Source organism: Roseimaritima sediminicola, from assembly GCF_009618275.1.
GTDB lineage: Bacteria > Planctomycetota > Planctomycetia > Pirellulales > Pirellulaceae > Roseimaritima > Roseimaritima sediminicola.
Map to the genome: position 1 here is coordinate 70100 of NZ_WIAD01000020.1, position 21249 is coordinate 91348.

Consider the following 21249-nt stretch of genomic DNA (forward strand, 5'->3'; position numbering starts at 1 on the left):
CTATTGCGGCCTATGCCACCGATGCTCCGGCCAGCACGCGGCCCGTAACCGATGCGGCGACCTCGGCGACTTCCTCGGGCGTGCCCTCGGCGACCACCTGGCCTCCCTGGTCGGCGGCCCCGGGCCCCAGGTCGATGATGTAATCGGCCGCCTGCATCAATTGCACGTTGTGTTCGACGACGACCAGCGAATGGCCGTCCTCCAAAAGGGCGTCGAAGCAGTCCAGCAGTTGGACGTTGTCGGCGAAGTGCAAACCGGTCGAGGGCTCGTCCAGAATGAACAGGGTCCGCCGCCGCTTGGCACCGGTCAGGAAGGCCGCCAGTTTCATCCGCTGGGCTTCGCCCGAAGACAGCGTCGTGGCCCGCTGGCCCAGGGCGATATAGCCCAGGCCGACGTCGATCAGCCGTTTTAATTTGGCTTGTACCTTGGCGTGCCCGCGGAAGAACCCATGCGCCGCCTGCACGGTCATCTCCAGCACCTCGGCGATCGTGCGGTCGCGATAACGCACCTCGAGGATCTCGCGGCGGTAACGGCTGCCGCCACAGGCCGAGCAGGTGATCGCGATGTCGGCCAGGAACTGCATGTCGATCTGCTGGATGCCGTCCCCCTCACACTCGCTGCAGCGTCCGCTCTCGTTGTTGAAACTGAAATGGCCCGCGGTCAGGTTGCGGGTCCGGGCCTCGACCGTATCGGCGAACACCGCGCGGATCGGATCAAAGGCTTTGACGAACGTCGCGGGGATGCTGCGTGCACTGCGGCTGATCGGCGACTGGTCCACCAGCATCACGTCTTCGATCTGGCCGGCTCCGACCAGGTCTTTGTAGGGCAACGTGGGCGGCACGCGCCGGCGTTTTTGCCGGCACAACGCTCCGTACAGCGTGTCGTGAACCAGCGAACTCTTGCCGCTTCCCGATACGCCGGTGACCAGGCACAACACGCCCAGCGGAAACGAGACGTCGATGCCCTGCAGATTGTGCCCGGCGGCGCCTTTCAAGACCAGTTTGCCACGCGGACTGCGGCGCGAATCACGGGCCGGCAAGTACCCGCGGCGACCGGAAAGGTATTGGCCGGTCAGACTGTCCGGGTCGGACGCCATTTCTTCGGGCGTGCCCTGAAACACCAAGCGTCCGCCGGAGGTGCCCGCCGCCGGGCCGATCTCGACAACCTCGTCGGCGTCGCGGATCAATTGCTCGTCGTGCTCGACGATCACCACCGTATTGCCGCGAGCCCGCAAGCCACCGATCGCATGGCTCAAGCGACGCACGTCGTCCGGGTGCAGGCCGGCCGTGGGTTCGTCCAGCACGTACAGCATGTTGACCAGGCTGCTGCCGAGTGCTCCGGTCAGCGCAACCCGCTGGGATTCGCCGCCGGACAGCGTCCGCAGGGTGCGTTCCAGTTGCAGGTACCCCAGGCCGACATCTTGCAGGTACCGCAAGCGGTCGAGTACCTGTCGCAGCATTTCCGCGGCGATGGTCGCCTGGCGTTGGTCCAGCGACAGGTTGTCAAAGAATTCGATCGCCTGGTCCACGCGCAGTTCGCTGACCTGCGCGATGTTCTGCCCGGCGATCTGGTAGGCCAACGCGGCGGGCTTGAGCCGTTGGCCCTGGCACTCGCCACAGCGGGTGTAGCTGCGAAAGCGGCTGAGGAAGACGCGGACGTGCATCTTGTACTTCTTGCGTTCGAGCCACGCGAAGAAGCCGTCCAGGCCGCCGAAGGAGCGCTCCGGGACGCCGTGCTGGATAATCTTTCGCGCCGCGGCCGGCAGTTTGCGGTAGGGCACGTCCAGCGGCACGTTGTAATCCTTGGCCAGGGCGACCAGCTCCTTCCACTCGTGGCGGTAGGCCGGCGTGTTCCAGACCGCGATCGCTCCCTCGCGAATCGTTTTGTCGGCGTCCGGAACCACCAGGTCCATATCGATGTCGACCTGGTCGCCAAAGCCCTCGCAGCGCGGGCAGGCGCCCAGCGGATTATTGAAGCTGAACAGTCGAGGCTGCGGTTGGGGGTATTCCAGATCGCAGACGTCACAGCGGTGGCGCGCGGAAAACTCGAATCGCTGCCAGGTGCGTCCGTCGATTTCCACCTCCGCCGCGGCCCCGGCCAGAGGTTGGTCGCTGGCGGCCCAGAGGATCGCCAGCGACTGGCCGGCGGCCATCGCCGTTTCCATCGATTCGGTCAGCCGCAGTGGATCACCATCGCTCGTCACGCGGTCGACCACCACGAATCCGTTGGTTTCCCCGCCGGCGATCGCCGCGGCCAGCTCACTGCGATCGGCGTCGCCCAGGTGATACGAGCGATCGCCCAGAATCAAACGCACATAACCCTGTTGCTGGAGGCCCAGCAGGATCTCCGACGCCTCGCTTGCCGAAGGCAGCTCGATCGCGAATCCGATCATGGCCCGCGTCCCCGGCGGCAACTCGCCCACCGCCGCGGCAGCCGACTGAGGGTCGAACGTGCGGACGGCTTGCCCACACTGGTAGCACACCAGGCGTGCGATCCGGGCAAACAGCAGCCGCAGGTGGTCGGCGATCTCCGTCGCGGTGGCCACCGTGCTGCGGTTGCCACGAACCGCGCCGGCTCGCGTGACCGCGATCGCCGGTGGAATGCCTTCGATTTTGTCGCAGTCGGGTTTGTCCAGCCGCTGTAGGAACTGCCGGGTGTAGGCGGAAAAGCTTTCGATGTAGCGGCGTTGGCCCTCGGCGTACAGCGTATCCAGAGCCAGGCTGGTCTTGCCGCTGCCGGAGACGCCGCAGACCACGATCTGTCGGCCTCGCGGCAGGTCGATATCCAGGTCGCGGAGGTTGTGAACGCGAACGCCCCGCAGGCGAATGGTGGGGGCGGAACAGGAGGGTTTCGGCACGAAAAACAAACTTCGCAAGAGAGGCACGGAATCGCACAATCGCATAGGATTGTCAGTGCACCGTAGCGATCGGGCAACCGCCAGTCTTTTCTCGAAAGTCTTCGTCATGGAACGCGAACCGCAGTCATTCAACCCCTATGCGATGCCCTCGGACGCTCCGCCGCCGGGCCTTTCGGACCCCTCGCAACCGCACTACTCGTCGCAGGTCCAGCAGATCATGCCCTGGGGGATCGTGACAATGGTCAACGGAGCCTTGTACAGCCTGCTGGGACTGGGGCTGTTGATCCTGCCTGTGGTCCTCGTAGCGACCGAGGAGATAGATCGCGATGAAGCCTGGATCTTGAGCGCCGTTTATGGCGTTTTCGGACTGGGGCTGCTCACCTGCGGCCTGTTGCAATTGTTTGGCGGCTGGCGCGCGATCCACTTCCGCAGCTACGGCCTGTCGATCACCGCGGCGGTCGCCGCCGGCCTGGGCGTGTTTACCTGTTACTGCGCACCGACCGGTCTGGGCGTGATTGTTTGGGGCCTGATCCTGTTGCTCAACTCAGACGTCCGCTACGCCTACGAACTGCGCAAGTCGCACTCGCGGGAAGAAGTCCTGCAACACTTCGCCTACCGCACCCAGAACTGGGCCCAGCCAGGAGGTCAGCCGGGGCCGGAGGCGGGGTCGGGGTCGGGGCCGTCAGGTTACCCGGGTCCGCCCGGCAACCCGTAGGTTGGTTGTTAGTTGATAGTTGTTAGTTGATAGTTGATAGTTGTTAGTTGATAGTTGTCCGCCCCCATCAACCATCAACCATCAACCATCAACTAAAAGCCAACCGCTAGGGGATGTCGACCAGGAACGAGCCGTTGTCGGCGACGTCGAACAGCGGTTTGTAGTAGCCGTCGCACTTGCCGGTGCGTCCGCACGGCCGCCAGACGACCGACATCGAAACATTCCAGCTCTCCTCGGCCGCGCCGAACGTGCCCGTGGTGTCGCCCGGGTTCATATAGACGAATCCGCCTCGCATGCCCCAGCTGCCCCGCATCGGCGTAGCGACCGTCACGCCGAACAGCGTGTCTTCGCTGTCGGTCGTGCCGACGAATCCGTCGACCAAGCCGTCACCGCCCAGGTCGCGGCGATAGAAAATGCGGTGTTGGTCGGTGGCCTGCAGCCCGATCTGGCCGGTCTGCACCACGCCGTTGGCGTCGATCAAGCTGGTCGTCGAAGACGCGTCGTTGACGCCGGCCATAAATCGATACCCCACCTCGTGACAGGTGCCCGTCTTCCAGCTCAACTCGCCGCGGAGCTGTGCCAGGTCGGCGTGGTAGTACCAGTCGTCGTTCAAGTAGTCGAAGACGAGGCCCATCTGCAGACCGTAATCGACGCGGCGCGAAATTCCCGTCGTCAGGAAGATCTGATTGCGTTGGTCGGCGCTGAAAGGCGTTTGTTCCAAATTGTTCTGCGTGGCTCGCAGACCCAGCTGTGCGGCCCAGTCGATGCCCAGCAGCGGCTTGAGCGAACGGCCCTCGTTGAAGCCTTCGTGGAAGCCGAAGCTGCCCGCGCCGCTGCGATCGCCCAGCAGGTTGCCGGCGGCAAAGTTCGGCGGTCCGCTGAAACCCTGCACGCCCGCAAAGAATTCAAAACGGCACCAGTCGATCGGCAGGATCGGCAGCAGCACCGGCACGCACTCGGCCAAAGCTCCGCCACCGTAAACCGGTTCGACCCCGCAGCCCGGTTCGCCGTAGACGCCACAGCTGTCACAGCCGATCTGGCCGCAGAAATAACCTTCGGCGCCGCAGGTCGCTTCCAGCACGCCACCACAGCTGCCGCCGCAGTGTCCGCCGCAGTGCCCCTCGGCACCGCAGGTCGGTTCGCAGCTGCACACCACCCCCTCGCATCCGCACGTGGGCTCCAGTGGATAATGCGGCTCCAGGCCACAACCCGGCTCCAGGCCACAACCCGGTTCGACGCCACAACCCGGTTCGACGCCACAGCTCGGCGCGTTGCCGTAGTAGGATGGTACCAGCGACGAGGGAATCGGTTCGGCCAGTACCTCCCCGTGAGCGGCTTGGCGGATCGCCGAAGAACGCCCCGAGGTGCCCAATTGCTGGAACAGCGGGCGAGAGGTTTGCGAGGCCGCCGGTTGGCTGGATCGCAGCCGGTTTTGCACCGTGGAGTGCGGACGCTGCCGCCCGGTCGCTGCCTGCGAACGGGTCCGGGCCTGAGCCGGGGAGGCATTGTTTGACGTCGAGGACGCGGGTCGGGTAACTTGCCGAGCGTGCCGAACGTCGATTTGACGAGCCGCGTACGGTTCGTTGCCCGCTCCGCTGGCAAACGACCCCGAGGCGACCACGACCACGGCCAAGCCGAGCCGGCGCCAGGGGGTGAGTACTGTTTTCGAAAGCCAATCCATCGAGTGCATTCCTATTCAGCTTTGATCGTACGTTCGCATCGAACGCGCACTTAGCCCCGAAACTCGGGCGTCTAGTCCGTTTCTATCGACCCGCAGAACCGACCTCATGAGAAAATTTTGCCTAATCGGAACACTTTGCCCGGCCCGGATCGCCGGCCCGACATATCATCACCCTCCCTCCGGGAGGGTCGGGCTCTCAGGCCCGGGGAGGGCTTTGCGGCAGGGTTTCGCCAAGCGATTTTCGCCGGGGTTGCTAGCACTGATCCTCTTCGCCGGCCTCGTCCCGATGGCCCAGCCCACGGCCGCCCAAGCCCCAGAAGAACAGCTGTCGCGCGCTCAGGCTGCGAAAGAACAGGCCGACAAGGAACCGGCTCCGGCGGTCGCGTATCCGTTGAATCTGGATGTGGGGCCCGGCGGCGCGGTGACGGTCGTGGACCTGGACCTGCCGGGGCTGTGGCGGCTGAGCGATGCGGGCCAGACGCCCGAATTGTTCTTTCGCGGGCCGGTCAAAATGCGCACCCCCATGAACCGCCCCCGCTGTGTGCTGGCTCTGGAGGGCGGGGATGTCCTGGTGGGGGATTCGGCTTCGCGAGACATCTATCGCATCGCCGCCGACACCGATCCCGCGCAGTTGAAGGGGCTGACCGACGGCTTTATCGGGATCCCGATGTGTCTGGCGCTCAGCCCCGACGGCCAGACGCTGTACGTGGGCGATGCCGAGCGACGCGCGCTATTTCGCGTCGATCTCGAGGGCGGCCAGCCGGAACTGGTGGCGCCGGTGAACGCCCGCGGTCTGAGTTTTGACGCTGGGGGCCGGTTGTGGGCGTTGACGCCCGATGACGCCGCGATCGTGACGATCGATGCCGAGGGCGAGGTGACGCCGCTGGTTACCGGGCGGCCGTTTCAGTACCCCGGCGGGCTGGTCCACGTCGCCGACGCGGCCTACGTGACCGACGGTTATGGCAAAGCGATTTGGCGGGTGGACGGCGAAGGGCAAGTCGGCAAATGGTTCGAGGGAGGGCCGCTGAAACACCCGGTGGGGATCGCCGCCGGGGACGGGGCCCTGTTGGTGGCCGATCCTCACAACAAACAAATATTTCGATTTCCCTTGACGGAAAAGCCAACCGCCGAACCATTGCTACCGTAGCAGATCGTAGATAGCCGCGCCCCTTGCTGCTATTCTGTTTGCTGCGGTGGGCCATGCGGTAGGTGTCGACCTTGCGCATCCCACGTGGAATAAGTTAGACAGACGTAAAGGAATCGGATGGACGCTGACGCCGCGCCGCTGGACACCGCCCAGGCCAGCAAGCTTCACGAAGCCCGGGACGCGATCCGGGAACAATTGGGAAAGATCATCGTCGGCCAGGATCAGGTGATCGACGAGTTGTTGATCTGTCTGTTCAGCCGCGGTCACTGCTTGCTCGAAGGCGTGCCGGGGCTGGCCAAGACGCTGATGATCAGCACCCTGTCGCGGGCCCTGGACCTGCGGTTCAGCCGCGTGCAGTTCACCCCCGACCTGATGCCGGCCGACGTCACGGGAACCGAGATCATCGAAGAGGACCGGGCGACGGGCCACCGCGAGATGCGGTTCATGGAAGGGCCCCTGTTTGCCAACGTGATCCTGGCCGACGAGATCAACCGCACGCCGCCCAAGACGCAAGCCGCGCTGTTGGAAGCGATGCAGGAGAGGCAGGTGACCGTGGGCCGCATCCGGCACACCCTGCCCGACCCGTTCTTCGTGCTGGCGACGCAGAACCCGATCGAGCAGGAGGGCACGTATCCGTTGCCCGAAGCCCAGCAAGACCGGTTCATGTTCAAGATCTTCGTCCGCTACCCGAGCTTTGACGAGGAATTCGAGGTGGCGCGGCGGACCACCGGCACCGACGTGGCGGACGTCCAGCCGATCCTCTCGGGCGAGGACATTCTGGCCCTGCAGGATCTGGTGCGTCAGGTTCCGGTCAGCGACCACGTGGTCCGCTTTGCCTTGTCGCTGGTGCGGCAAACGCGGGTGGGCAGCGAAGGCGTGCCGGACTTTGTCGACGAACTGGTCGGCTGGGGCGCCGGACCGCGAGCGGTGCAGTACTTGATCCTGGGCGGCAAGGCACGAGCCCTGCTGGAAGGACGATTCCACGTCCAGGTCGAGGACATCGCCGCCCTCGCTCCGCCGGTGCTGCGGCATCGGATGGTGGTGAACTTTGCCGCCGAGAGCGAAGGTATTTCCAGCGACGACGTCGTCCAACGGATCCTCGCAGCCACTCCTAAAACCGAAGATGAACTGACACGCGATGCCCGATTCCAAAAGATTTTTGCGTCCTGAAGCGACGCAGCGGATTCGGCGTTTGGAATTGACCGCGCGCCGCGTCGTCGAAGGCTTTTTGTCGGGCATGCACCGCAGTCCGTACTTTGGCCAGTCGGTCGAATTCCTGCAGCATCGTCAGTACACCGCCGGCGACGAGATCCGGCACATCGACTGGAAGGTGTACGCCCGGCAGGACCGGCTGCACATCAAACAGTACGAGGAAGAAACCAACCTGCGGCTGCACCTGTTGGTCGACCGTTCGGCCAGCATGGACTATGGCCAGGGCGCGGAGAACAAATTCGAGTACGCCGCCTCGCTGGCCGCCTGCCTGGCCTATTTGGCCCTGCGGCAACAGGACGCGACCGGATTGTTCACCTTCGACAGCGAGGTGCGCTCGAGCGTTCCGGCCAAGAGCAACCGGCATCAACTGGGCCGCCTGTTGACGGCCCTGGACGAGGTCGGCACGGGCGAGCGGACGGAGCTGCCGAGCGTCGCGCGGCAGGTCGCCCAGGCGATTCCCCGCCGCGGCCTGATCACCGTGGTCTCGGACCTGTTGGGCGTGGATGATCTGCTGGAAGGACTGCGCGTGTTGCGGGCTCGCGGCCACGACGTGGCCCTGCTGCACGTGCTGCACGATGACGAGCTGGACTTTCACTTCGACGGCGCCACGCGTTTCGAAGGCCTGGAGACGCCGGCCTTTTTGAACTGCAATCCGCGGGCCCTGCGGGAAGGCTACCTGGAAGCGATGAACGAGTTTCTCGAACAGACGCGGCAAGCCTGCGGACGATTGATGATCGATTACCTGCAGGTGCGGACCAGCGAGCCGCTCGATGCGGTGTTGGCCAAGTTTCTGACCGCGCGCAAGGGGTTGCCCAAGCTGAGGGGCTGAACGACTAGCGTATGTTTCTTTATCCCGCGCTCTCGATCGGTTTTTTGTTCGTGGCGGTCCCCTTGTTGGTCCACCTGATCAACATGCTGCGCCATCGTCGCCAACGCTGGGCCGCGATGGACTTTCTGCTGGCCAGTTACCGCAAGCAGCGCAAGTGGATCATCCTTCGCCAGTTGCTGTTGTGGTTGGCCCGCACGGCGGTCGCCGCGCTGTTGGTCGCGATGCTGTGCGGCTGGGTGACCGGCGGACGCTTGTTGGGCGCCCTCGGTGGCCGTACGACGCATCACGTGGTGATTCTGGACGACAGTTATTCGATGGCCGACACCAGCAGCGGCAGCCCGGCCTACCGGCGGGCGCTGGCGTCGCTGTGCTCCCTGACCGAACAACTGGCCGGCAACCAAGGCCAACACCAATTGACCGTGCTGCGGAGCAGCCGCGCGGCCCTGGTGCTGCGAGGCGGAGCGGCGGCCGGCGATGCCGCGGCCGATCTGTCGGTGCAGACGATCACCGGAGACGGTCGCTTGATCGATCGCGTGATGGCCACCGAAGCGAGTCCGATGAGCGTCGATATCGTGCCCGCCCTGCAGTTGGGCAGCGAGCTGGTCAGCAACACGCCGGCCGACGCGACCGTGGTGTATGTGATCAGCGATTTTCGCCGCCGCGATTGGCAGTCGCCCGAACGCATCGGCGAGATCCTCGAAGCCCTCGACTCTGACAAGGTCGAGTTGCGCTGCATCGACGCCGCGGCCAATCCCGCGGCGAACCTCGGCGTCACCCGGCTGGCCCCCCTGCCCGACGTCTGGGTCTCGGACGTTCCCGTGGTGATCGAGACGGCGATCAAGAATTACGGCAGCACGCCGGTGACCAACGTCAACCTGGCCGCTCGTGTGATCCGCTACGGGACGGCCGCGGCAACGCCCGATCCGACCCGGCAGTTTTCCGGTGCGGTCGAACCGCTGCCGGCGATCGTGATCGATCGGTTGGAACCGGGCGAGGAGGTCGTGCGGCAGTTTCAGGTGCATCTGGTGGAACCGGGGACGCATGCCGTGGAGGTGACGCTGCCCGACGACGCGGTGTCGACCGATAACACTCGCGTCTGTTCGCTGCCGCTCACCGCCGCCCAGCGCGTCCTGGTCGTCGATGCCGACCCCGAACAATCCGGGGCCTACTACGTGGCTTCGGTTTTGAATCCCGGCAGCCAAGTGACCACCGGGGCGATCCCCGAAATCCGCCCGCCCAGCTTCCTTCGCGGGGCGACGCTGGAAGACCTGCGGCCCTATCGAGCGATCTACCTGATCGATCCCCAGGACGTGACGCAGAACACCGCGACCGCGCTGTCGCAGTACGTCCAAGAGGGCGGCGGGCTGGCGCTGATCCTGGGCGACAACGCCCAACCGACTCGCTTGAACGATGTCCTGCTGGGCGAGCAGCGCAATCTGTTGCCCGGGGCACTGGGCCGCAAGTCGGAGCTGCCCCCGGGCGGCGCGGAGACCGGCGACATCGTGCTGGGAAAAACGCATCCACTGAACGAACCCTTCCAGCCGCTGGGCAATCCGGTCTTCGGCCGCGTCGCGATCGCCCAGAGTTGGCAACTGGACACCGAGGACCGTCGCTTTACCTTGGATAATCCGCCGCGCACCGTGCTGGAGCGTCGCGATGGGCTGCCGCTGGTCGTCCAGCACACGCTGGGGCGCGGCCAGGTGGTTACGGTTCTGGCCGGCCTGAGCGGAAAGCAAACCAATTGGCGGGGCGATCCGACGTTCGTCATCTTTATGCTCCGCGCCAACGCGTTCCTGTGGTCCGGCGTCACCGTGCCGACCTCGCGCTCGGTCGCGGCGCCGATCGAATTGACGCTCTCCGCCGACCGCTATGTGCGGACCGTGCAGGTGCTCTCGGCCGTCGACCAACCGCCCCGCGTACCGGTCGAGATGCAGGCCGAGCAAACCGAAGCGGGCTGGAAACTGAGGCTGGACCCCGCCGACGCGGCCATCAGTGGCGAAGCCGACGTGGCGACGTTGCTGACGCCGGGGATCACCGAAGTGTGGCTCTCGCGGCTGGACGGACAGACCGAGGTGCGGCCGATGGCCTCGGCGGTTCTGCCCGGCGAAGGCGACCTCAGCCGCGTCGATCGCAATCAATTGCAACGCGAACTCGCGCCGCTGCGGCTCGAGTTCTTCTCGATCGAAGACGTTCTCCAGCAGTCCACGGCCGCCGGCGGATCGGGCACGACGTTGATCCTGTTGGCGTTGTTGGCAACGCTGTTGGCGGTCGAACAAGCCCTGGCGTACTGGGCCAGTTACCATCCGCCACGCGGTGGAGGAGCGTTATGAACGGAAGTTCCCGCGAGGAGATCGTGTACTCGCTGCAGCGGGCCACCTGGCTGGACGGATGGTGGGCGTGGGCGTTCGTGGTCGCCATCGTCGTGGCGATCCTGTACCTGACGGTCCAACTGTACCGCCGCGATACCCAGGACCTGCCGCGGCTGGTCCGTGGAACGCTGGTGTTGCTGCGTGTGGCAACGCTGCTGGGCTTGGTGTTCTTTTTCTTCGGACTCACCCGCCGCGCCCAACAACGGGTGACGCGGCAGAGCGAAGTGGCCGTGTTGGTCGATACCAGTCAGAGCATGTCGCTGCCGGCCAGCAACGTCGTGGGCGCGCCGTCGCGGATCGATCTGGCGGCTCGCATTTTGAACGAGTCCGAGATGTTGCCCGAATTGGCCCGGCAACAACGCGTGACCGTATACGCCTTTGACGCCGGCGATGAACCGCGCGAACTGGAAGTGCGAAGCGACGGAGAAACCCTGCAACTGGAGGACGCCGCTGACGCTACGGACCCCGTCGCCGCCGCCGCGGAGAACGATTCTTCGGCCGCCGGCGGACCGCAAACGGTATCTTCTCGGTTGGCCGTGACCGGCGCCCTGACGCTGGCCGCCGCCGCCGTGCTGTGTTTGATCTCGCTGTATCTGGGCGCGACCGGCCGCGTCGCGACGCTGGGCCAACCGCTGTTGGGCGGGGCCGTGTTGGTCGTGCTCGGTGGCTGGGCCCTGGGGGCGGCGTGGTCCGTCCACACCGACCGCTCGCTGCCGTCGCTGTTGGGATTGGCCGAAGATGCGCCGGCCGAAGCGACGGGGCAGGACGCATCTTTCGACGACGACTCGACGCCCGACGACCAGGCACCCGAAACGCCTCGGGTCGAAGACTGGGGGCAGACGTTGTTGGCCCAGGGGACGCAAACCCATCTGGGCGACGCCGTCCGGCACGTGCTGTCGCGGCACGATGCGGCTACGCTGGCCGGCATCGTCGTGATGACCGACGGCCAGACCAATGGGGGGGCGCCCGCCGTTTCGGCTGCCGGCTTGGCGGCCCGCAGTGGCGTGACCATTTATCCTCTGGGATTGGGCTCTTCGGAGGCTCCGGTCAACGTCCGCATCGTCGACCTCGATGCGCCGCGGCGCGTTTATCCCGGCGACAAGTTTTCTCTGTCGGCCGTGTTGCAGGCCAGCGGCAGCGAGGACCTGACGGTTCAGGTTCAGTTGTTGGACGGGCCCGACGCGAGCGCCGATGGCGATGGCGAGGGCGAATCGGGGGCGTCGCCCGGTGAAGTGATCGACAGCCGGGAAGTCCGCTTGGCGGTCGACGGAACGCTGACGGCCGTGCCCTTTGAATTGGAACCCGAGGCGGTGGGACGACGTCGCTTGGCGGTCCGCATCGTGGCCCCGCCGGGAGATCAGAACCAAGCCGACGACATGCGGGACGCTCGTTATGAGGTGGTCGCGCGAAAGCTGCGCGTGTTGGCCATCGCCGGTGGACCGACCCGCGAATACCGCTTTGTCCGCAACCTGCTGTACCGCGATGATTCGACGCGGCTGGACGTTTGGCTGCAGACCGGCCAGCCCGGCATGAGCCAGGATGCCGACGGGCAGTTGAGTGAGTTTCCCGATACCGCCGAGGAACTGTTTCAGTACGACGCGATCATCGGCTTTGACGTCGATTGGTTGCAGCTGGACGCCGCCGACCTGGACTTGATGGATCGCTGGTTGAGCGAGCAAGCCGGTGGGTTGGTGCTGGTGGCCGGGCCGGTCTACATGCCGCAGTGGTCCGCCCGCCGGACCGATCCGCGAGTCGCCAAACTGGCCAGTTTCTTTCCGGTCAATCTGGGCACTTCCAATCCGCTGCTCCGCGGCGGCCGCTCCGGCGGCGATACCCAGTGGCCGCTGGAGTTTACCCCCGAGGCCCTCCGCACCGAATTCCTGTGGGTAACCGACGAGCCCCAGTCCAGTTTCGAAGCCTGGGAACAGATGGGCGGCGTGTACGATTTCGTGGGCGTCAAGGACGCCAAACCGGCGGCCAAAGTCTACGCGTATTTTTCGGATCCCACGACGGCTGTCAACGACGAGTATCCGGTCTTCATGGCGTCGCAGTTCTTCGGGGCCGGACGCGTGTTCTTCCAAGCCAGTGGCGAAATGTGGCGGCTCCGCGGCGTCGACGACGCCCTGTTCGATAACTACTACACCAAACTGCTGCGGTGGGTTTCCGAGGGACGCCTGCTGCGAGACAGCAACCGCGGTCTGTTGTTGGTCGATCGGCCTCGAGCGATGGTGGGCGAAACGGTGATCGTTCGCGCCGTGCTGACCGACGACCAATTCGAACCGCTGGACGTGCCGGCGGTGGAAGCCGATCTGTTGGCTCCCGATGGACGCATCGAAAAAATCCGTCTGCTGCCCTTGCCCGGCGAGCCGCGTGCCGGGACCTACGGCGGCCGCTTCGTGGTTCGCCAAGCCGGTAGTTACGAGCTGCGGCTGACGCTGGGCAACGCTTTGGAGGAAGAGGTGTTGCGGCAGAGTGTGCAGGTGCGGTTGCCGACGCTGGAGTTGGAGCGGCCCCGCCGCAACGACGACGACCTGCAGGCCGTCGCGGCGATGACCGGTGGCCGCTTTCTGCCGATCGACCCGGCCGGCGGGGCGTTGGACAGCGAGACCACCTCGGCCGTCGAAGGCCTGGCGGCCGCGATCGAACCGCAGCCGCAAACGACCGTCCTGCCGGGAACCCCGGACCGCGATTTCGCCCGCCGCATGCGGGCTTCGCTGCTGTGGTTACTAGCGACCTGTTTGACCTTTGAATGGGTCGTGCGTCGGCTGCACCGCTTGGCTTAACGCCCGAATCCGTAGACCTAACTAAAACCCCATGGCAAACCACCCTTCCCAAACGTATCTCGATCCGCAGCTCAGCAGTTTGCTGGGACGGCTGCGGTCTCGCATCCGTCGGTACGTTCTATGGGATGCCCTGTTGGCCGCCGGGGCGGTGGTCCTGGGCGCGTTCTGGATCGGTCTGCTGCTGGATTATGGTCCGGTGTTGCTGGGCGGCACCGAAATGCCTCGCTCCGCTCGTACGGTTTTGTTCTTGGTGGTCGTCGCCATCTTGGCGGTGCTGGTGTGGCGGTTGTGGATCGCCCGTTGGCGACGGCCGCTGCCGGACGACAGTCTGGCCCTGCTGCTCGAACGCCAGCATCCGCAGTTGGCCGGGCGTTTGGTCACCGCGGTCCAGCTCAGCGATCCGCGTCGCCAGGGCGATTCGCACGCTCCGGCGCTGCTCGAGCGCGTGCACCGCCAGGCCGCCGCCGAGGCGGACCAGATCGACGAGCGGCGTGTGCTGCGGCCCGAACCGCTGCGCCGCAAAGCCTGGTTGGTCGTGCCCCTGTTGGTCGCCGCCGGCGTGTTGCTGGCCGTCAGCCCCAGCGTGTTCGGACGCGCCACTGCGCGGCTGCTGCTGCTCAGCGATCAACCCTGGCCGCGCAGCGCCGATCTGCGGATGGTCGGTCTGGAGATTCCCACCGTCACCGCCCGGCAGGACGACACCGTGGCCGTGCGCCAGGTGCCCTTCACCGAGGGTGTGGCCCGCATCGGCAAAGGAGCCGACGCCACGCTGCGGATTCGCGCCCGCGCCGAAGGGGCCATCGTGCCGGACGTCTGCACGCTGTACTACCGCACGGCCGACGGCACTCGTGGCCAAGCGAACCTTCGCCGCGTCGGACGCGTGGTCGACGGCTTTCAAGATTTTGTGCTCGACGGGCCGCCGCTCAGCGGGTTGGCCAGCGACCTGCGGTTCACCGTCCGCGGCCTGGATGACCGGTTGGAGGATTTCGAGATTCAAACCGTCCCGCCGCCGGCGCTCAGCCAGTTGAAGGTCATCGCCTACTATCCGGAATACCTGCGGACCGATCGCGACAGTTCCCTGCCCGATCGCACGATCATCTATCAACCGGGGCTGCGGCTGCGTGAAGGGTCCGACGTGCAATTGGTCGCCACGGCCACCAAGCCGCTTTCGCCCGAGGTCGACATCCTGGTCACCCACGGCGAGGAAACGCGAGCGGTCCAAAATTTCGAAATGGAACCCGACGGCCGCACCTTTCGCTTTTCCATCTCCGACCTGCGAGCACCCACCAGCGTGGCGATCGTGCCGCGTGACCGGCAAGGCATCGATGCGGAGGCACCGTTTCAGTACTTCTTGGGCGTGGTGACCGATGATCCACCCGAGATCGAAATGCGGCTCAGCGGAATCGATACCGCGATCACCCCGGTCGCCCGGTTGCCGGTCGAGGGAACGATCCGCGACGATTACGGCGTGGAGGCCGCCGAAGTCTCGGTCGTGCCCGCCGACAATCCCGATCCGCGGCCGACCACCCAGCCGGTCCAGCCCGATCGCGATGGCCGGTTCGATGTGGTCCTGGACCTGCGCGAACTGGTCACCGCCGGTCGCCTCGCAGAACTGCAGCCCGGCGAAGCGATCAATGTGTTTGGCGAAGCGGTCGACGCCTACGACCTGGGGCCGGAACACCTGGCGCGAAGCGAGGTCTACCGCCTGCAGATCGTGACCGCCGACCAGCTGTTGGCCCTGCTGGAACGGCGAGAACTGGCCCTGCGAGCCCGGCTGGAACAGATCATCGACGAGACGCGGACGCTCCGCGACACGCTGGATCAACTGCGCCGGCAGGGCTGGCAGGATTCATTACAGTCGCAATCGCAGTCGCAGTCGCAGTCGCAGAGCACCGCGGTCCTGGCCGCGCAAAGCGAAACGGCCGAGGAAGAATCGTCGGCAGCTCTGGCCGACGATGGCGGCAGCGGGCCGCAGCGCCAGCTGCAGATCCTGCGGCTACGGCTCCAGCAAGCCGTGCTGCAGACCAGTAAAGCTCGCGAAGAACTCGAAGGCTTGGCCCATTCGGTCGACGACCTGCTGGCCGAAATGGCCAATAATCGCGTCGATTCGTTGGATCGCAGCGAACGGCTCGGTCAGGGGGTGGCCCAGCCGATCCGACAGGTGGTCGCCGGTCCGTTGGAAACCCTTGCCGTTCGGATCCAGGGCATTCAAGAACGCATCGAACGTCCGGAGGCAGCCAGGCAACAAACCGCTTTGGCCGTCGAATCGGCCGATGAGGTATTATTACAGCTGACCGCCGTGCTGGAAAAAATGCTGGACTTGGAAAGCTATAATGAAATCCTGGACCTGGTGCGTTCGCTGCTCGATTCGCAGGAAGACCTGATCGAAGACACCCAGGAGGAACGAAACCAACGCATTCGCGATCTATTCAAATAACCCCCATCAGCCGTTTGGGCGCTAGCCCTCGGTTCCCCATCAGCCGTTTGGGCCCTAGCCCGCGGTTCCGCATCAGCCGTTCGGGCGCTAGCCCGCGGTTCCGCATCAGCCGTTCGGGCGCTAGCCCGCGGTTCCGCATCAGCCGTTCGGGCACTAGCCCCCGGTTACACATCAGCCGTTTGGGCGCTAGCCCGCGGTTCCGCATCAGCCGTTTGGGCGCTAGCCCCCGGTTTTAGACATTCGCTTGCCGGCCATCAAATTCGTCCCCTGCCGCCGAGGTTGTTCGTGATTCGTTTTATTGGCACGTTCGTGTTGGCGATCGGGGTATGCTTCGCCACGGGCTGGGAAAAAACCGCTTTTGCCCAGACGCGCGGCGACGCTCCGCAGGCCGACGCGGGCCAGGCTGGCGGTGACCAGCAGGCCGCCGGGATGCCGCTGGTCGATCGCCAAAACCAGGTGTCCCAGCGATTCCAGCGGCTGGAAGAACTGTTGCTGCGGCTGGCCGAAGTGGAAGCCACCGAGAACCCGGAACGGGCGGCGTTGTTGCGGCGAGCGGCCAAACAGTCGCGCGAAACGTTCATCCTGGACCGCATGAGCAGCGCCACCGAAGCCCTCCGCAGTGCCCAGTTTCAAAAAGCCCTCGACGACCAACAAGCGGCTTCGGAAAACCTCGCCGCCCTGCTGAAGCTGTTGCTGACCGAGGACCGGCCGCAGCGGATTCGCGATGAAAAACAGCGGATCAGCAACTGGATTAAAGACCTCAAACGCCAGGAACGACGCCAACGCGGCACGCGAGCGCGGACCGAAAACGGCGCGGACCTGAAGGTTCTGGAAGCCGAACAGGAGGGAATCATCGAGCAAGCCGAGGCCCTCGAGGCCGAGATGGCCGAAGACAACCAGCCGATCGAAAGCGACGATGCTTCCAGCGAAGATGCCGATTCCTCCCAGCAGGCGGAAGAATCCTCTCAGCAAATGGAAGATTCCTCTCAGCAGGCGGAAGATTCCTCTCAGCAGATGGAAGAATCCTCTCAGCAAGCTGGGGAAGAGTCCGCCGAGGCGATGTTGGAGGAGCTGTTAGAGCGGGCGGAGGCCGAAGCGGCCGAAGCGGAGCGGCGGCAGGCCGAAGCCGAAAAGGCGCTCGCCGAAGCGGAGAAAAAACAGCAGCAGGCCCAGGAGTCGGGCGACGAGGCCGAGCAACAGCAGGCCGAACAAGCCGCGGCCGAAGCGAAAGCCGCCGCCGAGAAGGCTCAGGAAGAAGCTCGCCGGGCTCAGCAAAACCTACAAGCGGCCCAGCAAGCCCAGCAGTCGGGCGAATCTTCGCAGCAGTCCGGTGACGCATCCGAGCAGGCGGGCGAGTCGTCTCAGGACCAACAGCAACCGCAAACTCCCCAGCAAAACGCCCAGCAGCAGCTGGAAAAGGCGTTGGAAAAAATGCGGCAGGCAAAGCAGGACCTGGAGAACGCCAAAAGGGAACAGGCCACCGAGAAACAGCGGCAAGCGGAACAGGAAATTCGTCGAGCGATCGACCAGCTGGAGAAAATCCTTCGCCAATTGCGTGAAGAGGAGATGCAGCGCGAACTGGCGCGGCTGGAATCGCGTCTGAGAAAGATGGCGCAGATGCAGACCGCCGTGCTGGAGAAAACGCAGGAGTTGGCGGCGATTCCGGCGGAAAACCGTGATCGGCAGACCGATTTGCGGGCCGGCAATCTGGCCGGCGAAGAGAAACAGATCGTGTTGGAGGCGGACCGAGCAATGTTGCTGCTGCGCGAGGAAGGTTCCAGCGTCGCGTTTCCCGAAGTCGTTTCACAGATTCGCGGTGACATGCAGACCGTCGCGGATCGGTTGGCGCAAACCAAGGTCGACGTGGTCACGCAGGGCATCCAGGAGGACATCCTGGCGGCCCTGGAAGAGATGATCGCCGCCCTGCAGAAGGCGCAGCGAGATCTCGAAAAACAGCGTCAACAGCAACAGCAGCAACAACAACAGCAGCAACAGGGCCCGGGCGAGCAGCCGTTGGTCGCGGCCTTGGCGGAATTGAAGTTGATCCGCACGATGCAAACCCGTGTCAAAGGAACCACCGAACGCTACGACAACTTGCTTCGCGAGTCCGGAGACGCGGTGCCGGCCGAGATCCAAGGGTTGCTGCAAGACCTGGCCCAGCGGCAGAGGCGCCTTTATACGATCACTCGAGACTTGGTTCTCAAACGCAATCAATAACGTCGCCAGCGGCAAAGGAGTTGGGAGATGAATCGAGCCAGAGGGATAATCGCGGCGACGCTGGTGATGGGTCTGGTCTCAGCCAGCGGGCCGGCGCCGGTGGGCAGAGCGGCCGATGCCTTGCAGCGCGAAGCCGCGTGGCAGAAACCGTCGGCCGAAGTCCTCCAGCAGACGCTCCGCGATATGCTGGCCCAGCAGAACGTTTCCGAGCGGGCGATCGAGCAGGCGGCCGAGGTGTTTGCTGCGGCAGCGGAGCGACCGGGGACCGATTCGCTGGACGCCTTTGTCCTGGCCGCGGCGGACGTGACGCCGGCGGTCGAGCAGGTATTACAGACTTTGCAAGAACCCGGTGCCCAGCCCGAAGACGAGCAACTGAACAAACTTGCTGCCCCTCTGCGGGAGGTGGTCGAGGTGTACGCCGCCCGCCATCTGGTGCGGCAGCGTTTGTTCGACGAGGCGCTGCCGTTGTTGGTTGATGTCCAGGCGACGACGTTTCTGGACCCCGCCACCGTGCTGTTTTACCGGGCCGCCAGCCAGCATGCCCTGCTGCACAAAGACGCGGCGCTGGCCGATTTGCGGCTGTTGCTGGAGAACGACGCAGAGTGTCCGCTGCGATTTGCCCGAACGGCCAAATTAATGTTAGCGGATATCAAGCCCCTTAAACCGGACTCACTGGACGAGATTTCCCGCTTGATGGGCGATGTGCAGCGTCGCTTGGATCTGGGGCGGGTCAACGATCAAGTCCAGCAGCAGGAACAAGAGATAATTGATAAACTGACCAAGCTGATCGACAAGATCGAACAACAACAGCAGCAGCAACAACAGCAACAGCAGAGCTCGTCCGGCGGCAGCCCTGGCGGCCAAGGTGGCCAGAGCCAAGCCATGCAGGACAGCCAGGCCGCCGGCGGCAGCGGAGCGGGCGACGTCGATTCTCGTGATCTGGGCGACCGCGCGGGTTGGGGAAAACTACCGCCGGCCCAGCGTCAGGAAGCCCTCCAGCAGATCGGCCGCGATCTGCCCACCCATTATCGCGACGCGATCGAAGCCTACTTCCGCAAACTGGCCACCGACCAGTAGCCTGCTGGCATGCGAACCGACCCGTCCACGCGCGAACACGATTCGAACCTCGCCAAACCACTACAATGCCTTCAGAACAAGACATCTACGAAGAACACGTCCTCGATCATTACGAAGACCCCTACCACCGTGGCCAGTGCGACACGGCCACGCACGCCGAGGAGGGCAACAATCCGCTGTGCGGTGACGAGATCCGCGTTGAATTGCGGTTGGATGGAGAGGGTAAAATAAAAGAAGCTTGGTTCGATGGAAAAGGATGCGTCATCAGCCAGGCTTCGGCTTCGATGCTGATGGAAAGAATCGAGGGCATGACGCCGGAGGAGCTGAAGGAATTCTCGGCGACCGAGATGCTGGAATTGTTCGGTCCCCAGCTGACTCCGAACCGTCAGAAGTGTTGCCTGCTGTCTTGGCGAGTCGTCCAGCGAGCGCTGCATTCGCCCTTGGATGAAGACGACGACTCGGCCACGTTCGGCGGCCCCAGCCTGGGCGAAGAGTCGTAGGCTGGGCCCTTCCTGCCTTCCCCTGATACAACCTGCCCGAAACGCTTTATGGATCCTTCCACGATCACCACCCCGCCCGCCACCAGCTTCGATCCGCAGTCGTTGAGGGCTGATTTTCCCATCCTCCTTCAGAAGGCCGCCAGCGGCGAACCGCTGGCCTATCTGGACAACGCCGCCAGTACCCAGCGGCCGCGACAGGTCATCGACGCGATCAGCGATTGCTACCAGCGTTACTACGCCAACGTGCATCGCGGCATCCATACGCTCAGCGAATCCTCGACCGATCGCTACGAGCAGGCTCGTCGCTCGGTCAGTGTCTTCTTGAACGCCGCCTCTTCCGATGAAGTGCTGTTCGCCGCCGGGACCACCGCCGCGATCAACACGGTGGCCCGGACCTGGGGTGACCAGAACGTCGGCCGCGGCGACGTGATCCTGCTGACGATGATGGAACATCACGCCAACATCGTGCCCTGGCATCAGTTGGCCGAGCGGGTCGGATGTGAGGTCGTCTTTGCCCCGCTCAATGACAACGGACAGGTCGACCAACAGCAGCTCGATGCCCTGTGGCAGCAGCACGGCTCGCGCATCAAGCTGTTTGCCTTTACGGCCGTCAGCAACGTGCTGGGAACCATCAACCCGGTCCAGCAATGGGTCCGGCAAGCCCAGCAGCACGGGGCTCGGACCCTGGTCGATGCGGCCCAGACCGCGCCGCACATGGCCATCGACGTGCAGGCCTGGCAACCGGACTTTCTGGTCTTCAGCGGCCACAAGTTATGTGGCCCCACGGGGATCGGCGTTTTGTACGGTCGCCGCGAGTTGCTCGAGTCGATGCCACCGTTCCTGGGTGGCGGAGCGATGATCCAGAGCGTGACGACCGAAGGGTTTGCGCCCGCGGAACTGCCGGACAAGTTCGAAGCCGGCACACCGCCGATCACCGAAGCGATCGGCTTGGGCGCGGCGATCGATTACCTGACCGACATCGGTTTGGAACGCATCCATCGCCACGAGGTGAATCTCACCCAGCACGCGCACGCCTTGCTCGCCGACGTCCCGGGCGTGCGTTTGATCGGTCCACAGGACCCGGCGGACAAGAGCGGGATCGTCAGTTTTGCGATCGAGGGCGTGCACGCCCATGACATCGCCCAGTGGATGGACACCCGGGGCATCGCGGTTCGTGCCGGGCATCACTGCGCGATGCCGCTGCACAAATCCCTCGGGCTATCGTCCAGCACGCGAGCGAGTTTCTACTTGTACAACACAATGGACGAAGTAGAACGGTTCGTCGAAGCGGTCCGCGAAGTCCGAGCCAAGTTCGCGCCCCAAGGTCGCCGCCGCCGACGACGTAGCTAAGCGGCAGATGAATCCCCCACCACCATTTTCTCCCCTCTCCCCCGAATCCTGGCGAGTCTAAGCGAGTCAGGAGTT

General features: G+C 64.6%; 13 protein-coding genes. 11 read left to right on the forward strand and 2 right to left on the reverse strand.

Annotated elements, in window-relative coordinates; translation table 11 throughout:
* Positions 1–10: 10 nt before the first annotated feature.
* Complete coding sequence (uvrA, locus tag GE027_RS11710) at positions 11–2902, reverse strand: excinuclease ABC subunit UvrA (protein ID WP_153557382.1); 2892 nt, start codon at positions 2900–2902, stop codon at positions 11–13.
* 61 nt (positions 2903–2963) lie between these two features.
* On the opposite strand from uvrA, the gene GE027_RS11715 reads away from it, so the two are divergent.
* A complete protein-coding gene (locus tag GE027_RS11715; RefSeq protein ID WP_153557383.1) occupies positions 2964–3572 on the forward strand; it encodes a hypothetical protein in 609 nt (202 codons plus the stop codon).
* A 106-nt stretch (positions 3573–3678) separates the two neighbouring features.
* Here GE027_RS11715 and GE027_RS11720 read toward each other — a convergent pair whose 3' ends face one another.
* A complete protein-coding gene (locus GE027_RS11720; protein ID WP_153557384.1) occupies positions 3679–5253 on the reverse strand; it encodes a DUF6666 family protein in 1575 nt (524 codons plus the stop codon).
* Positions 5254–5539: 286 nt separating this feature from the next.
* Here GE027_RS11720 and GE027_RS11725 point away from each other — a divergent pair, with 286 nt between their 5' ends.
* From GE027_RS11725 to GE027_RS11770, 10 genes are all read left to right on the forward strand, one after another.
* Positions 5540–6400 (forward strand): Vgb family protein, encoded by an 861-nt coding sequence (locus GE027_RS11725; protein ID WP_153557385.1) that lies wholly within the window; start codon positions 5540–5542, stop codon positions 6398–6400.
* Between the two features lie 117 nt (positions 6401–6517).
* Positions 6518–7570, forward strand: coding sequence for an AAA family ATPase (locus GE027_RS11730; protein ID WP_153557386.1), 1053 nt, complete (start codon positions 6518–6520; stop codon positions 7568–7570).
* Positions 7560–8441 carry a DUF58 domain-containing protein gene (locus GE027_RS11735; RefSeq protein ID WP_153557395.1) on the forward strand — a complete coding sequence of 294 codons (882 nt, stop codon included), beginning with the start codon at positions 7560–7562 and terminating at the stop codon, positions 8439–8441. The genes GE027_RS11730 and GE027_RS11735 overlap by 11 nt, the downstream gene beginning before the upstream one ends.
* Positions 8442–8452: 11 nt before the next feature.
* Entirely contained in the window at positions 8453–10771 is a 2319-nt protein-coding gene (locus GE027_RS11740; RefSeq protein ID WP_153557387.1) for a BatA domain-containing protein, read from the forward strand.
* On the forward strand, positions 10768–13593 hold the full coding sequence (locus GE027_RS11745; protein WP_153557388.1) for a vWA domain-containing protein: 2826 nt from the start codon (positions 10768–10770) through the stop codon (positions 13591–13593). Before GE027_RS11740 ends, GE027_RS11745 begins: the two co-directional genes overlap by 4 nt.
* Positions 13594–13624: 31 nt before the next feature.
* Positions 13625–16030 carry a polyketide synthase gene (locus tag GE027_RS11750; RefSeq protein ID WP_153557389.1) on the forward strand — a complete coding sequence of 802 codons (2406 nt, stop codon included), beginning with the start codon at positions 13625–13627 and terminating at the stop codon, positions 16028–16030.
* 285 nt (positions 16031–16315) lie between these two features.
* On the forward strand, positions 16316–18247 hold the full coding sequence (locus GE027_RS11755) for a coiled-coil domain-containing protein (RefSeq protein ID WP_237607472.1): 1932 nt from the start codon (positions 16316–16318) through the stop codon (positions 18245–18247).
* A 27-nt stretch (positions 18248–18274) separates the two neighbouring features.
* Positions 18275–19324 carry a hypothetical protein gene (locus GE027_RS11760; protein WP_153557390.1) on the forward strand — a complete coding sequence of 350 codons (1050 nt, stop codon included), beginning with the start codon at positions 18275–18277 and terminating at the stop codon, positions 19322–19324.
* A gap of 65 nt (positions 19325–19389) precedes the next feature.
* Complete coding sequence (gene sufU, locus GE027_RS11765; RefSeq protein WP_153557391.1) at positions 19390–19824, forward strand: Fe-S cluster assembly sulfur transfer protein SufU; 435 nt, start codon at positions 19390–19392, stop codon at positions 19822–19824.
* 48 nt (positions 19825–19872) lie between these two features.
* Entirely contained in the window at positions 19873–21174 is a 1302-nt protein-coding gene (locus tag GE027_RS11770) for an aminotransferase class V-fold PLP-dependent enzyme (RefSeq protein ID WP_153557392.1), read from the forward strand.
* Positions 21175–21249 lie beyond the last annotated feature (75 nt).